Source organism: Marinicauda algicola (assembly GCF_017161425.1).
In the GTDB taxonomy this organism is placed as follows: domain Bacteria; phylum Pseudomonadota; class Alphaproteobacteria; order Caulobacterales; family Maricaulaceae; genus Marinicauda; species Marinicauda algicola.
Genome location: NZ_CP071057.1, coordinates 2,964,044 through 2,977,892 on the forward strand (window position 1 = coordinate 2,964,044; position 13,849 = coordinate 2,977,892).

Consider the following 13,849-nt stretch of genomic DNA (forward strand, 5'->3'; position numbering starts at 1 on the left):
ATGACCCGCACGATCTCCATGGGCGTCATCCAGGCGGCCTTCTCCGACGACATCGAGGAAAACATCGAGACCGTCTCCAACCTCGTGCGCGAGGCGGCGGGCAAGGGGGCGCAGGTCATCCTGCCGCCGGAACTGTTCCAGACGCGCTATTTCTGCAAGCGCCAGGAGGAGGAGTGGTTCGCCCACGCCTATCCCGCGCTGGAGCACCCGTGCGTGAAGGCCCTGCAGCCGCTCGCCGGGGAGCTCGACGTCGCCATCCCCGTCTCGATCTTCGAGCGCGAGGGCCCGCACTACTACAACTCGATCGTGATGATCGACGCGGGCGGGGCCATCATGGGCACCTACCGCAAGGCCCACATCCCCGACGGGCCGGGCTATCAGGAGAAATACTACTTCAGGCCCGGCGATACCGGCTTCAAGGTCTGGGACACGAAGTTCGGCAAGGTGGGCGTCGGCATCTGCTGGGACCAGTGGTTCCCCGAGTGCGCCCGCGCCATGGCGGTGATGGGCGCGGAGATCCTGCTCTACCCGACCGCGATCGGGTCCGAACCCCATGACAGCGCGCTCGACACCGCCCAGCGCTGGCGCCGGGCGATGCAGGGCCATGCCGTCTCCAACGTCATCCCGATCGGGGCGGCCAACCGCGTCGGCGACGAGGAGGGCCAGGTCTTCTACGGCACGAGCTTCATCTGCGACCATGCCGGGGAGGTGAAGGCGGAACTGAACCGCGACGAGACCGGCGTGCTGGTCGCCGAGTTCGATCTCGATTTCCTCGACCGCCACAGGGCGGCCTGGGGGTTCTTCCGGGACCGGCGGGTGGAGTTGTACCGGTAGGGAATGGCGGCGATGCTTCCAGGCTCGCCCGGGACGTGAGGTCCTGGGCGCGCACCGCAGCATGAGGGCTGGGCTGCACAAGCGCCGCGGCCAAGCGCCGCCAACGCCCGCGAAGGACGCATCCCCGTTTTGGAACGCGGCGCGCGGCCCCTATGTTGGACGCCCGATCGCTTCATATTATTGGCAAGGATCCCGATGACCCAACGCAACCGCTCCGCCAAGCTGACCGTGCGCACGGCGCGCGTGGAGGACGTGCCGGCGATCCTTGCGCTGCAGGACCGGGCCTATCCGGACCTGCCGCCCGACCTGCCCGGCCAGATCCGCGGCCAGATCCAGGCCTTTCCCGAGGGCCAGTTCGTCGTCGAGTACGAGGGCGAGGTGGTGGGCTGGTGCGCGACCTTCATCATCGACGAAGAGACCGCGATGCGCCCGCACACCTGGGCGGAGATCACCGGCAACGGCTATGCCGCGCGCCATGACGAGGACGGCGACTGGCTCTACGGCATGGAGGTCGCGGTCGATCCCAGCCGGCGCCGCCTGCGCATCGGCCAGCGGCTCTACGATGCCCGCAAGAGCCTGTGCCAGGAATGGGGCCTCAAGGGCGTCGTGTTCGGCGGGCGCATTCCCGGGTTCAAGCGCAAGAAGAAGACCTATCCCACGCCGGAGGAATACCTCGCCGCGGTGCAGGCGCGCGAGGTGAAGGACCCGGTCGCGAACTTCCAGCTGAGGATGGGCTTCGAGCCGGTGGGTATCCTGAAGAACTACTATCCCGACGACACCGAGAGCCTCGGCAATGCCGCGCTGATGGTCTGGCGCAATCCGAAATACGTGGAGGCTTCCGACCACGGCCGCCGGCCCGACCCCCAGACCGTGCGCGTCGCCGCGGTGCAGTTCCAGGCCAGGGCGGTGGACTCCGTCAAGGAGTTCGAGCGCAATGTGGAGTACTTCGTCGACGTGTGCTCCGACTACAAGGCCGATTTCTGCGTCTTCCCGGAGATGTTCACCGTCGCGCTCCTGTCGCTGGAGAAGAAGAAGCTCACCCCGCAGGATTCCATCGCCGCGCTGACGCGTCACACGCCGCGCTTCCTGGAATTCATGAGCACGCTGGCGGTGCGCTACAACATCAACATCGTCGGCGGCTCGCACCCGACCAAGACCGATGACGGGGAGATCCAGAACGTCGCCTACATCTTCCTGCGCGACGGCTCGATCCATTCCCAGGAGAAGATCCACCCCACCCCGAACGAGAAATACTGGTGGAACATCAAGGGCGGCGATTTCGTCCACGCCATCCCCACCGATTGCGGCCCGGTGGGCGTGCTGATCTGCTATGACAGCGAGTTTCCCGAACTCGCCCGGCGCCTCGCCGACGAGGGCGCGCGCATCATCTTCTGCCCCTACGCCACCGACGACCGCACGAGCCATCTGCGCGTGCGCTACTGCGCCCATGCGCGCGCGATCGAGAACCAGGTCTTCGTGGTGACGGCGGGCAATGTCGGAAACCTGCCGGACGTGGAGAACATGGACGTGAACTATGCCGAGAGCGCGGTGATCACGCCCTGCGACTTCCCGTTCGCCCGCGACGGGCTCGCCGCGGTCGCCAGCGAATGCGTGGAGACGATCGCGGTCGCCGACCTGCGCCTGGACGAGCTCACCGAGGCGCGCAAGGCCGGCACGGTCAGGAACCTGCGCGACCGGCGCTTCGACCTCTACCGCATCGTGTGGAACGACCGGACGTAGGGGGAGAGGCGGGCTCCCGCTTGCGGGGGAGGAGAGATCCCCCGGTCGGGTCCGTGGCTCTATTCGCCCGCGCGGCTGGGCGTTGCCAGCATGAGTGCGAGCGCGGCGCCCAGGCCCGGCCAGGACAGGGCGATCGCCTGGTCGATGCCGCCCTGGGCAAGGCTCAGCGCCCCGGCCGACAGCCCCAGCAGGGCAAGGCCGCCCGAGGCGGCGAGGATGAGAAATCGCGTGCGCATGGGTGCAAGGCTCGCCATCAATCCGGGCAGCATGATGACGCAACATGTCTAAGATCGGGTGAATCCGCGCCGCAACGCGGCGCACGGGCCCGGCGTCGCCGGGACGTCGTCCGGGGATCCCCCTGTGCCGGAATGCGAAAGGGCGGCCCGGCGGGCCGCCCCTTTTCCTGCGAGATGACCGGGCGCCGGCCTATTTCTTCGGCTTCTGGTCCTGCTTCTCGATCCAGGCATTGACCTCGCGCTCGGCCTCGTCGCGCGACTTGCCGTAGCGCTCCTGGATCTTGCCGACCAGCTTGTCCTTGTCGCCCTCGATGATCTTCAGGTCGTCATCGGTGAGCTTGCCCCACTGGCGCTTGGCCTCGCCGGTGAGCTGCTTCCACTTCGCCTTGAGTTCGGCGCCGTTCATCCCGGATCTCCCTTGTGACGATTAGAGGTTCACGGGCAAGAACGCCGGGCGGGCGCGCACCGTTCCGCTAGAGCAGGGCCCCCTTGATCCCGTCGAAGATGAACTGGGCGGCCAGCGCGGCGAGGATGACGCCGAGAATGCGGGTGATCATCGCGGCGAGCGTGTCCCCGATCAGGCGCATCAGCGGACCGACGAGCAGGAAGAGCACCAGGCAGACGGCGAGATTGGCGATCATCCCGGCCAGCACCAGGCCCTGATTGGGAAGGCTCGAACCGGCCTCGCTCATGAACAGCATGATCGAGGCGATGGCGCCGGGCCCGGCGAGCATCGGGATCGCCATCGGGAAGACGGAGATGTCCTCGGCGGGCCTGGTGGCCGGCTCGTGCTCCTCCTCCCAGCGTTCGGCGCGTTCCTCGCGCCGCTCGGTGCGCTTCTCGAAGATCATGTCGAGGGCGAGCATGAAGAGCAGCACCCCGCCCGCGGCGCGGAAGGCGTCGAGGCTGACATGCAGCGCGCCGAGCAGCCAGTCCCCGCCATAGGCGAAGCCGAACAGCACGACCGTGGCGATGAGCACCGACTTGACCGCCATGATCCGGCGATGGCGCGGCGTGGAATTCTCCGTCAGTCCGGCGAAGATCGGCGCGACGCCGATGGGATCGATCACCACGAAGAAGGTGACGAGCGAGGCGGTGAGCAGGGAATAGTCGAGCGCGTCCATGGGCGGCCCCCCGGTTCTGTGCGTCCAGACCCGCCCATAACACCGCGCGGCACGCAAGGCGAGGCGCGCCGGTTCAGGGCGGGTATGCGTTCAGGAGGGGGCGCGCGGACCGGACGAACGAAAACGCCCCGGCTCTTCGCCGGGGCGCTCGTGTCTCGCCGGACGGGGAAGGTCCTCAGTCCTCGAACATGTCGCCGAAGCGGTGGCGCTTGCGGGTCTTCCACTTGCCGCGGTGGAAGACGTCGGAGACGATGATCGGGGCGACCGAGGTCGCCTCGGCATAGACCATCTGCTCGAGCGCGACGTCGACCTTGCCCCAGCTGGAGGCTTCCTTCAGCGTGGAGGACGAGCAGGCGCCGTCGCGCACGTCGGCGACGGTGATCTGCACCGCATAGGCGTGCATCTCCACCTCGTGGCCGAGGATCTCGGCGCACACGACGATGTCCTGGGCGAAGTTCTTCGGCACCCCGCCGCCCACCATGAACAGGCCCGTGCGCCCGGCCTTCAGCTTGATCTCGGTGATCTCGCGGAAGTCGGCGACGGAGTCGATGGACAGGTAGGGCTTGCCCTCCTTCATCCGGTCGACCTGGTGGCGCACCAGGCCGAAGCCGGCCGAGCAGTCTGAGAAGGCCGGCACGAAGATCGGAACGCCGTGCTCGTAGCACTCCTGGATCAGCGAGCCTTCCTTCTTGGCATTGCCTTCGGACAGCCACTTGCCGATCGCCTTGATGAAGGCGCGCGAGCTCATCGGCTTTGCGGGCAGCGAATCGGCGATGTCGCCGATCGTGTGGTCGCAGGCCTGCAGCTCTTCCTCGTCGATATAGGTGTCGTAGATGCGGTCGATATAGAGCGAGCGCAGCGTGGTGTCGTCGGGGATCTCGCGGGCCTGGTAGTGCTTGAAGCCGAGGGCCTCGAAGAAGTCCATGTCGATGATGGACGCGCCGGTGGCCACGATCGCGTCGATCATGTTGTTGCGCACCATGTCGCGCCAGACATGCATGCAGCCGCCGGCGCTGGTGGAACCGGCCAGGGTGAGGATCACGGCACAGTCGGGATCGGCGACGGCCTGGTCTAGGATGCGCGCGGCGCGGGCGGCATCGCGCGAGGTGAAGCTCATCTTCTCCCAGGCGTCGATGATCACCCGGCCGTCGAAGCTCGCAATGTCGATGTGCTCGACCGGGCTGGAGAGGAGCTCGGCCTTGCGGTTGGTGGAATCGGTCATGATGTCTCTAGCGTTTCTTCAGGAGTCGTTGTCTGCGACGGCGCACGCGCGCGAAGGGAACGACAGAACCTTCCCGGCGGGCCGGACGTACCAGTTTCTGGTCGTAAAGCGAAACCCAGGGGAAATCGTTCACCTTCACCGTGTCGACATCGCCGAAGCCGTTGAAGCGGGTGGCCATCGCCGTGCCGTAGGCGCCCAGCATGCCGAACTCGATGACATCGCCTTCGCGGATGTCGGCCGGCAGGGTGTAGGGCCCGGGCATGGAATCGATGGAATCGCAGGTCGGCCCGTACAGCCGGTACTCGGCCGTCTGCTCGCTGACCTCCCCGCCGGCGCGGTGCACGCGCATCGGGAAGGGCCAGCGCGCGTGGACCATGTCGAACAGCGTGCCGTAGCTGCCGTCGTTCATGTAGACCGCGTCGCCCTTGACGAGCTCGACCCGGGTCAGGACCGAGACCGCCTCGGCGATCAGCGCCCGGCCGGGCTCGCACCACAGGTCGGCGTTCTCGAGCACCATCATGTCCTCGAACGCGCTCTCGATCGCGCTGACATAGTCCTCCAGCGGCGGCGGAACGAGGCCGGGATAGACGGACGGGAAGCCGCCGCCGACATCGACGATGTCCACGGTCACGCCCGCCCGCGCGATCAGGCGCGAGGCTTCCATCATCGCCGCGCGATAGGCGGCCGGGGCCATGCACTGGCTGCCGACATGGAAGCTGACGCCGAGCTCGGCGGCATGGGCGCGCGCCTTCTTCATCAGCTCCGGCGCGAGCTGCTCGTTGGCGCCGAACTTGCCGGCGAGCGGCAGGGTCGCGCCGTCATTGGACACGGCGATGCGCACGACCAGGGTGAGGTCGCGGGCGTGATCGGTCTCGGCCAGGATCTTGTCGAGCTCGGCCTCGCAGTCGAGCACGAAGATGCGCACGCCGTGGTCGTAGTACGCCGTGCGGATCGCATGGCGCGACTTGACCGGGTGCATGAACGCCATCTTCGCGCCGGGACAGCGGCGCGAGATCAGCTCCACTTCGGGCAGCGAGGCCACGTCGAAAAAGCGGATCCCTGCCGCGTACAGGGTGTCGATCACCCAGTCCGCGGGGTTGGCTTTCACAGCGTAGAGAACGTCGCCGGGAAAATTCTTCTGGAACCAGTTCGCTGCGATCGTCAGTCGATCGGGCCGCGCGCAGGCGACCGGGCCTTCAACAGGCCGAGAGCGGACCAGGTCCAGGGGCGTATGGTAGTCGTGCAATTCACGAGACCCCCTGTTGGCAGTTAACCCAATCCGGCATCGTCGCCTCCGCCGGGATCGCGGCAAATAAGGCTTCCTACCTGCCATGTAAAGCGGAATTCCATCCGATTCGGCTCAAATTACATTGCGCCGCCCCGGCTGTCACTCTAGTCCCGAGGGGCGCGGTCACAAAACCGTCGTGCGAACGGTCTTTAAATCAAGGCGATGCGGGACGCGGAAGTTCCAACGTGCGGCGCAGGCAGGCATAAAGGCCCCATGGCAGAGGACATCCAGCCCGCACCGGTTGCCCTGGACATGCGCGCCGTCTCCAAGACCTGGCGCGGGGTGGCGGCGCTCGAATCGGTCTCGCTCGAGGTGGCCCCCGGCGAGATGGTCGCGCTCATCGGTCCCTCGGGCTCGGGCAAGTCGACGCTGCTTCGCATCGCGGCGGGCCTGATCGAGGCCGATCGCGGCTCGGGCGCGGTCGCCCTGTTCGGCCGGCGCGTGCAGGAGGACGGGCGGCTGTCGCGCGGCGTGCGCCGGGTGCGCGCCCGCGTCGGCTTCATCTTCCAGCAGTTCAATCTGGTGGGACGCGTCAGCCTCTATGCCAACGTGCTGTTCGGCGCACTCGGGCAGCTGCCGGGCTGGCGCGGCGCGCTGGGGCTGTTTCCCGCCGAGGTGAGAAAGCGCGCCATGGAGGCGCTCGAGCGCGTCGGCATCGCCGAGCACGCGGGAAAACGCGCCTCCGCGCTCTCGGGCGGTCAGCAGCAGAGGGGCGCGATCGCGCGCGCGCTGGTGCAGCGCGCCGAGGCGATCTTCGCCGACGAGCCCATCGCCTCGCTCGATCCGGTCAGCGCGCGCCGGGTGATGCAGCTGCTCGCCCGGCTCAACCGGGAGGACGCGATCACCGTCGTCGTCACGCTGCACCAGGTGGAGTACGCAATGAAGTACTGCCGGCGCGCCATCGCGCTGAAGGCCGGGCGCATCGCCTATGACGGCCCGATCGGCGCGCTGACGCGCGAGCGCCTGATCGAGATCTATGGCGAGGAATACCGCGACGTCGTCGACGAGGAGGAGGTGCGCCCGTGATGCTTCGCCTCGCCGCCCTCCTCGCGCTGCTGCTCGCCGGCCTCGCCCCCGCCGGGGCGCAGGAGAACGAGCCCCTGGTCTTCTCCGTGGTCTCCACCGAGCGCAGCGACGTGGTCGCCCGGCTCTGGGAGCCCTTCGTGGCGGACATGGAGGACGGTACCGGCTACGAGATCGAGCTGATCAGCGCGAGCGACTATGCCGGCGTGATCGAGGCGATGCGCTTCGGCCAGGCCGATTTCGGCTGGTTCTCGAACCTGTCCGGCCTGCAGGCGGTCACGCTCGCCGACGCGGAGGTCTTCGCCAAGACCGTCCATGCCAGCGGCGAGCAGGGCTATCGCTCGGTCATCCTGGTGCCTGCGGACAGCGAGATCCGCACGCTGGAGGACCTGCTCGTGTGCGACCGCTCGCTGAGCTTCGGGCTCGGCGATCCCAATTCGACCTCGGGCACGCTGGTGCCCATGGCCTATGTCTTCGCCCCGCGCGGCATCGACCCGCAGACCTGCTTTTCCGAGGTCACCAACGCCAATCACGAACAGAACGCGCTGGCCGTCGCCGGCGGCTTCCTCGACGCGGCCGCGAACAACACGGTCAATCTCGCCCGGCTTGCCGAGACGCGCCCGCAGGTGCTGGACGATTTCCGCGTGCTGTGGACCTCGCCGCTGATCCCGACCGAGCCGCTGGTCTGGCGCAAGGACCTTCCCGAACCGGCGAAGAACGCCATCCTCTCCTTCCTGCTGACCTACGGCCATCGCGGCGATGCCGAGCAGCGCACCGAGGAGCAGGCCATCCTGCAGTCGCTGCAGCTCTCCGGCTTCCTGCCCGCCACCAACGAGCACCTGCTGCCGACGCGCCGCTTCCAGCTGGTGCGCGATCTGGCGGAGGCCCAGGCCGATCCCGGCCTCGACGCGGCGAGCCGGGCCCAGCGCCTGGCCGGGATCGAGGCCGATCTCGCCGATCTCGCCGAGGAGGAGCGCCGCGTCGCGGTGCGCGAGTTCGCCGCCGCGCTCGATCGCGCCCGGGCCCGGATGGAGACCGATCCGGGCGCGGCGCAGGAGGAGATCGAGGCGCTGATCGCCGACTTCCTGCAGAGCCAGCCCGTCGCCCCGCAGATCCGCCAGCGCGAGATCGCCGGGGACCGGGAGAGCTGGCGGCGCGCTTTCGTCGGCCTTGCCTGCGGGCTCGTCCTTTTCGCGGTCCTGTTCGTGCGCTCGGCGCCCTCGCGCTACGGGCCGGGCCGGCCGCTGACCGACCGGCTGATCGACGCCGGCGTGTGGTCGGGCCTCTTCGGTCTCCTGGTCTGGAGCTTCTGGCCGGCGCAGATGTTCAAGCTGCCCCTGCTCGCGGAGAACGCCGACCGGATGGGCGAGTATCTCGCCGGCTTCGCCCGGCTCGACCTCACCGACTGGGAGCTCTACGCCGAGCAGACGCTGGTGACCGTCCAGATCGCGCTGTGGGGCACGGTGGTCGCCGTGCTGCTCGCCGTGCCCTTCGGGCTGCTGGCCGCGCGCAACATCGCGCCGGTCTGGATCGTCCAGCCCGTGCGCCGGGTGATGGACCTGTTCCGGGCCATCAACGAGCTCGTCATCGCCGCGGTGTTCGTGGCGGCCGTGGGGCTCGGCCCCTTCGCCGGTGTGATGGCGCTCGCGGTGCACACCACCGGCGTGCTCGCCAAGCTGTTCTCCGAGGCGGTCGAGAGCATCGACGAGGGCCCGGTCGAGGGCGTGCGCGCGACCGGGGCGGCGCCGGTCAACGTGGTGGTCTGGGGCGTCATCCCGCAGGTCCTGCCCCTGTGGGCGAGCTATGCGCTCTACCGCTTCGAGTCCAACACCCGCTCGGCGACGATCCTGGGCCTGATCGGGGCGGGCGGGATCGGCCAGCTGCTGATCGAGAACATCCGCGCCTTCGAATACGCCAAGACCGCGACCATCCTCCTCATCATCATCGTGGCGGTGGTGCTGGTGGACATGGTGTCGCAGCTTCTGCGCCGGCGCCTGGTGTGAGCTTCGTCACGAAACCGAGTCCGAAGCATTACCGTTCTGCAAAAGAAGTGTCACAGTGTGACAGCGGGCAAAGCACCTGATTTCAATACCTTGGCTTGATTTTCCGGCGGCGTGTCATAAATCGGCAAAGAAACTGTCGCGTTGAGTTCGTGAATTCGTCCTAGAGGGCGGCGCGAAACGTCATTCCGCTGTCACGAAACGGTGTCTCCCCCATGCTTTCCCGACTTCTTTCCGGTGCCGGCCTGCTCGCGCTCGCCTCGGCCGCTTCCGTCGCGCCGGCCCATGCCGACATCACCCTCGTGGAAGGCAGCGAGACCTCGCCCTCGCTGAACCTCTTCGGGCGGCTGCAATACGATTTCGCGCACTACGACTCCGATACGCGCGGCTCGGACGAGGGCGTGGAGATGCGCCGCTTCCGGCTCGGCCTCGACGGCGAGGCCGGCGCGGTGTTCTACAAGCTCGAAGGCGATTTCTCCCAAGGCCAGGCCCGGCTCGCCGACGCCTTCGTCGGGCTCGAGGCCGGCCCGGTCACGCTGCGCGCAGGCCAGTTCAAGACCCCCAACTCGCTCGAGGAGCTGACCTCGAGCGGCTCGGTCCTGTTCATGGAGCGCGGCCAGACCAACACGCTGTTCGGCCTCGGCCGGCGCGTCGGCGTCATGGCCGAGCATTCCGGCGAGGGCTACGCGCTGCAGGGCGGAGTCTTCGGCAACGTGGTCAAGGACGATCTCTCGACGGCGCTCGACGGCAGCGAGACGAGTCTGGCCGCCCGGGCCGTCTGGCAACCGGTGCGCGGCGAGGCGGGAACGCTGCATCTCGCCGCCCATGTGCGCGCCACCGATTACGAGGACGGCAAGCGCTTCTCCACGAAGCCGGCCTCGCGCGAGTTCGGCCCGATCGCGCGTCTCGACTACCGTGCCGGCTCCGCGCTCGGCGAAGCCGACGACTCCCGGCTTGCCGGCATCGAGGCGCTGTGGCTGTCGGGCCGCTTCCTCGCGCAGGGCGAGATCATGCGGCTCGATATCGACGGTCCGGCCGGCGATCCCTCGATCACGTCGGGATACGGCGTGCTCGGCTTCATGCTGACCGACGATGCGCGCGGCTACAAGGCGAGCAGGGGCGCGCTCGGCGGAGTGGAGCCGAACCGCCCGGTCACCGAGGGCGGGATCGGAGCCTGGCAGGCGAGCCTGCGCGCCGAGTTCACCGATTTCGACACCGCTCCGGCCGGCGAGCTGTCCACCTATGCCGCGGGCCTAAGCTGGTGGCCGACCGAGGCGACCCGCGTGATGTTCGAGGCCGGAAGCAGCACGCTTGACGGGGCACTCGGCGATACCGATCTGGACTTCGTGCAGGCTCGTCTGCAGCTCGATTGGTAGGTGTCGCAAGGACGTCATGCGCCGGTCGTCTCTCTGTCACGCCATCGTCGTAAAACTTCGATACGGCTCACCTCATCACCCGGGTCTGTCATCCCAGGACAATTGGAACTCAGAATGAAAAAGCTTCTCTCCCTGACCGCGGCCGCGGCCGTTCTCGCCGCCGCAGGCGTCGCCGGCGCCAGCGCGATCCAGAGCCGCGAGGTGCTGCGCATCGTCGGCTCCTCGACCGTCTTCCCGTTCACCACGGCGGTGGCCGAGAATTTCGGTGCCAAGACGCGCTATGCGACGCCGGTCGTGGAGTCCACCGGAACGGGCGGGGGCATGAACCTGTTCTGCGCCGGTGTCGGCATGAGCCATCCCGACATCACCGGCGCCTCGCGCCGCATGAAGGTGAGCGAGTACCGGCGCTGCCAGGACAATGGCGTGACCGACATCACCGAGATCATGATCGGCTTCGACGGCATCGTCATCGGCAATGCGATCCAGTCGCCGCAGGCCGAGCTGGACCGCCGGTCGCTCTATCTGGCGCTCGCCGCGGAGATTCCGGCGCCGGTCGATGCGCAGGGCAACGCGCTCGTGACCGAGTCCGGCGCGCTGCTGCCGGGCGCCAGCTTCTCCCAGGTCGCCGGCTACAGCTGCGAGACGATCGTGGCGAACCCGCACACGCGCTGGTCCGACATCGACCCGGCCCTGCCGAACGTGACCATCGAGGTCTACGGCCCGCCGCCGACCTCGGGCACGCGCGACGCGTTCGTCGAGCTCGCCATGCACTACGGCGCCGAGGAGGTCGACTGCCTCCACGAGATGGCCGCGTCCGACGGGGACCGCTTCGAGGCGATCGCCAGCCGCATCCGCGAGGACGGCCGCTGGATCGACTCCGGGGAGAACGACAACACGATCGTCCAGACCCTCGCCAACACCCCGACCGCCTTCGGCATCTTCGGCTACTCCTTCCTGGAGCAGAACGCCGACCGGATCCAGGGCGCGACCGTGGGCGGCATCGAGCCGGAATACGACGCGATCGCCGAGGGCGAATACCCGATCTCGCGCTCCATGTACGTCTATGTGAAGAACCAGCATGCCGACGTGGTGCCGGGGCTTCGCGAGTACGTGACCGAGTTCACCTCCGAAGAGGCCTGGGGTCCGTTCGGCTATCTCGCCGAGCGCGGCCTGATCGCGCTCACCGACACGCACCGCGCCGAAGAGGCCGCCAGCGCCCGCGCGCTGACGCCGATGGACGGCCCGCCGGTCGAGTAGGACCGCTCACCGCCTGATCGCCGGAAAGCGCAGCGCCAGCCAGACGGCTGCCCAGACATTGCCCAGCACGGGCAGGGGCAGGATGAACAGGAGGGCGAGGCGCTTGTCCGGCTCCAGGAGCCAGATCAGCACCGCCAGGATCGCGAAGCCGAGATAGAGATCGGCGAGCGTGACCACGCCCCAGGGCCCGGAGACGAGCCAGGCGACGGCCTCGGGAAGGCTCTGGCCGGCGCTTGCCGCCGCCCAGACGATGAGGGCGGCGAGACTCAGCCCGCCAAGGGCGATGAGGATGCGGACTAGGGCCATGGCGCGCTCCCGGTGCGTTGGACATGCACCGGGATACGCGTTTGCCGCCCTCCCGGATCAGTCGCGGTCGGCGTCGGCCATTTCCGGCGGGGCGGATTTGGGCTCGTAGGGCACGTCGGCGGGGTGGCGGTAGAGGTCCTCGTCGAGCTCGCCCTCCCACTTGGCCACGACCGTGGCCACCGTGGCATCTCCGGTGACGTTGAGCGCGGTGCGCGCCATGTCCATGATCCGGTCCACCGGCAGGATGAAGCCGACGATGATCGCGGTCTGCTCCGGCGTCACGCCGAAGGTCTCAAGAACGATCGCCAGCAGGAAGATCGAGGCCGAGGGGATGCCCGCCGCCCCGATCGAGACGATCGCCGCCGTGAAGGCGATCATCACGTAGTGGGTGAAGGTCAGGTCGTAGCCGAAGGCCTGCGCCGTGAACAGCGCCAGAATGCCGAGATAGAGCGCGGTGCCGTCCATGTTGATGGTCGCCCCGAGCGGCAGGACCGAGCCCGCGATGGAGCGCTTCACGCCGAGATTCTCGGTCGCATTGGCGATGGTCACCGGCAGGGTCGCGCTGGACGACGCCGTGGAATAGGCCACCGCGATCGCGTCGAGCATGCCGCGCACGAAATTCATCACCGGCAGGTTCAGCACGAAGCGGATGATGCCGCCATAGACCACGACGGCGTGGGTCAGCAGGCCGAGATAGACCGCCGCGATCAGGATCGCGATGGCGGCCAGCGCCTCCAGCCCCTGGCCGGCCACGGTGTGCGCGACCAGAGCGAACACCCCGAACGGCGCGACCTCCATGACGAGATGGGTCACCTTCAGCACCACGTCCGCGGCCTGCGAGAACAGGTCGCCGACGAGCTTGCCGTCGCGCCCGGCGAGCAGGATGCCGATGCCCAGCAGGATGGCGAAGAAGATGATGGCCAGCACGTCGCCGTCGGCGAGCGAGGCGACCGGGTTCTCCGGCACGATCGTGAGCAGGCGCTCCACCAGGGTCGGCGCCTCGGTCGAGACCGGAACGGCATCGGCCGCGCCGAGATCGACGCCCTCGCCGGGACGGAAGGTGATGCCGTAGATGATGCCGATGACATTGGCGAAGATCGTGGTGACGAAGTAGAGCGCGATCGTCTTCAGGCCGATCGAGCCGAGCTTCTTGGGATCGCCGAGCGCCACCACGCCGGATACCAGCGTGGTCAGGATCAGCGGCACGATCAGCATGCGGATGAGCCGGATGAAGAGATCGCCGACCGGCTTGACGTAGGTCTCGAGCCAGGCTGCGGCCTGCTCGCCGCCCATGATCTGCGCGAGCACGGCGCCGAAGATCACGCCCAGGACCAGCGCGCCGAGCACGCGCTTCCATAGCTGGGTCTTGAACCACCACTTCATCGACGCCGCTCCCCGCCGCTAAAAACGAATTTGGCCGCGCAGCCTAAGCGCCGCGCGGCC

General features: G+C 68.0%; 13 protein-coding genes and 1 pseudogene. 7 read left to right on the forward strand and 7 right to left on the reverse strand.

Annotated elements, in window-relative coordinates; genetic code table 11:
- Window positions 1-834 (forward strand): N-carbamoylputrescine amidase, encoded by an 834-nt coding sequence (gene aguB, locus JW792_RS14685; protein ID WP_135995055.1) that lies wholly within the window; start codon window positions 1-3, stop codon window positions 832-834.
- Window positions 835-1,029: 195 nt separating this feature from the next.
- Window positions 1,030-2,574 carry a bifunctional GNAT family N-acetyltransferase/carbon-nitrogen hydrolase family protein gene (locus JW792_RS14690; protein WP_135995054.1) on the forward strand — a complete coding sequence of 515 codons (1,545 nt, stop codon included), beginning with the start codon at window positions 1,030-1,032 and terminating at the stop codon, window positions 2,572-2,574.
- Window positions 2,575-2,633: 59 nt separating this feature from the next.
- Here JW792_RS14690 and JW792_RS14695 read toward each other — a convergent pair whose 3' ends face one another.
- The 5 genes from JW792_RS14695 to JW792_RS14715 all read right to left on the reverse strand — a co-directional run bounded on the left by JW792_RS14695 (window position 2,634) and on the right by JW792_RS14715 (window position 6,402).
- Window positions 2,634-2,810, reverse strand: coding sequence for a hypothetical protein (locus tag JW792_RS14695; RefSeq protein WP_158291554.1), 177 nt, complete (start codon window positions 2,808-2,810; stop codon window positions 2,634-2,636).
- A 190-nt stretch (window positions 2,811-3,000) separates the two neighbouring features.
- Window positions 3,001-3,216, reverse strand: coding sequence for a CsbD family protein (locus JW792_RS14700; RefSeq protein ID WP_135995053.1), 216 nt, complete (start codon window positions 3,214-3,216; stop codon window positions 3,001-3,003).
- 67 nt (window positions 3,217-3,283) lie between these two features.
- Complete coding sequence (locus tag JW792_RS14705) at window positions 3,284-3,934, reverse strand: MarC family protein (protein WP_135995052.1); 651 nt, start codon at window positions 3,932-3,934, stop codon at window positions 3,284-3,286.
- 175 nt (window positions 3,935-4,109) lie between these two features.
- Entirely contained in the window at window positions 4,110-5,156 is a 1,047-nt protein-coding gene (locus JW792_RS14710; protein WP_135995051.1) for a 1,9-bis(guanidino)-5-aza-nonane synthase, read from the reverse strand.
- A gap of 7 nt (window positions 5,157-5,163) precedes the next feature.
- On the reverse strand, window positions 5,164-6,402 hold the full coding sequence (locus tag JW792_RS14715) for a type III PLP-dependent enzyme (protein WP_135995050.1): 1,239 nt from the start codon (window positions 6,400-6,402) through the stop codon (window positions 5,164-5,166).
- 255 nt (window positions 6,403-6,657) lie between these two features.
- Between JW792_RS14715 and phnC the strand changes: the two genes are divergently transcribed.
- From phnC to JW792_RS14735, 5 genes and pseudogenes are all read left to right on the forward strand, one after another.
- Window positions 6,658-7,470, forward strand: coding sequence for a phosphonate ABC transporter ATP-binding protein (gene phnC, locus JW792_RS14720; RefSeq protein WP_135995049.1), 813 nt, complete (start codon window positions 6,658-6,660; stop codon window positions 7,468-7,470).
- Window positions 7,470-8,246, forward strand: a pseudogene (gene phnD / locus JW792_RS17280) (phosphate/phosphite/phosphonate ABC transporter substrate-binding protein); the annotation flags it as partial. The gene phnC and the pseudogene phnD, both read left to right, overlap by 1 nt.
- A gap of 426 nt (window positions 8,247-8,672) precedes the next feature.
- The gene (phnE, locus tag JW792_RS17285) at window positions 8,673-9,470 is read left to right on the forward strand and encodes a phosphonate ABC transporter, permease protein PhnE (protein ID WP_420871280.1); all 798 of its coding nucleotides are present in this window, start codon (window positions 8,673-8,675) and stop codon (window positions 9,468-9,470) included.
- A gap of 212 nt (window positions 9,471-9,682) precedes the next feature.
- Complete coding sequence (locus JW792_RS14730) at window positions 9,683-10,843, forward strand: OprO/OprP family phosphate-selective porin (RefSeq protein WP_135995047.1); 1,161 nt, start codon at window positions 9,683-9,685, stop codon at window positions 10,841-10,843.
- A 114-nt stretch (window positions 10,844-10,957) separates the two neighbouring features.
- Entirely contained in the window at window positions 10,958-12,100 is a 1,143-nt protein-coding gene (locus JW792_RS14735; protein ID WP_135995046.1) for a substrate-binding domain-containing protein, read from the forward strand.
- Window positions 12,101-12,106: 6 nt separating this feature from the next.
- Here the strand turns inward: JW792_RS14735 and JW792_RS14740 are convergent, their stop codons facing one another.
- Together JW792_RS14740 and JW792_RS14745 are read right to left on the reverse strand one after the other, a co-directional pair.
- Window positions 12,107-12,406 (reverse strand): hypothetical protein, encoded by a 300-nt coding sequence (locus JW792_RS14740; RefSeq protein WP_135995045.1) that lies wholly within the window; start codon window positions 12,404-12,406, stop codon window positions 12,107-12,109.
- A gap of 57 nt (window positions 12,407-12,463) precedes the next feature.
- Window positions 12,464-13,789: a dicarboxylate/amino acid:cation symporter gene (locus JW792_RS14745; RefSeq protein WP_135995044.1), complete on the reverse strand. Its 1,326-nt coding sequence runs from the start codon at window positions 13,787-13,789 to the stop codon at window positions 12,464-12,466.
- Window positions 13,790-13,849 lie beyond the last annotated feature (60 nt).

What these genes read in the sequence shown, in the direction of transcription:
- aguB (WP_135995055.1), top strand. Translation starts at nt 1, where the DNA reads ATGACCCGCACGATCTCCATGGGCGTCATCCAGGCGGCCTTCTCCGAC.
- JW792_RS14690 (WP_135995054.1), top strand. Translation starts at nt 1,030, where the DNA reads ATGACCCAACGCAACCGCTCCGCCAAGCTGACCGTGCGCACGGCGCGC.
- JW792_RS14695 (WP_158291554.1), bottom strand. Translation starts at nt 2,810, where the DNA reads ATGCGCACGCGATTTCTCATCCTCGCCGCCTCGGGCGGCCTTGCCCTG.
- JW792_RS14700 (WP_135995053.1), bottom strand. Translation starts at nt 3,216, where the DNA reads ATGAACGGCGCCGAACTCAAGGCGAAGTGGAAGCAGCTCACCGGCGAG.
- JW792_RS14705 (WP_135995052.1), bottom strand. Translation starts at nt 3,934, where the DNA reads ATGGACGCGCTCGACTATTCCCTGCTCACCGCCTCGCTCGTCACCTTC.
- JW792_RS14710 (WP_135995051.1), bottom strand. Translation starts at nt 5,156, where the DNA reads ATGACCGATTCCACCAACCGCAAGGCCGAGCTCCTCTCCAGCCCGGTC.
- phnC (WP_135995049.1), top strand. Translation starts at nt 6,658, where the DNA reads ATGGCAGAGGACATCCAGCCCGCACCGGTTGCCCTGGACATGCGCGCC.
- JW792_RS14730 (WP_135995047.1), top strand. Translation starts at nt 9,683, where the DNA reads ATGCTTTCCCGACTTCTTTCCGGTGCCGGCCTGCTCGCGCTCGCCTCG.
- JW792_RS14735 (WP_135995046.1), top strand. Translation starts at nt 10,958, where the DNA reads ATGAAAAAGCTTCTCTCCCTGACCGCGGCCGCGGCCGTTCTCGCCGCC.
- JW792_RS14740 (WP_135995045.1), bottom strand. Translation starts at nt 12,406, where the DNA reads ATGGCCCTAGTCCGCATCCTCATCGCCCTTGGCGGGCTGAGTCTCGCC.
- JW792_RS14745 (WP_135995044.1), bottom strand. Translation starts at nt 13,789, where the DNA reads ATGAAGTGGTGGTTCAAGACCCAGCTATGGAAGCGCGTGCTCGGCGCG.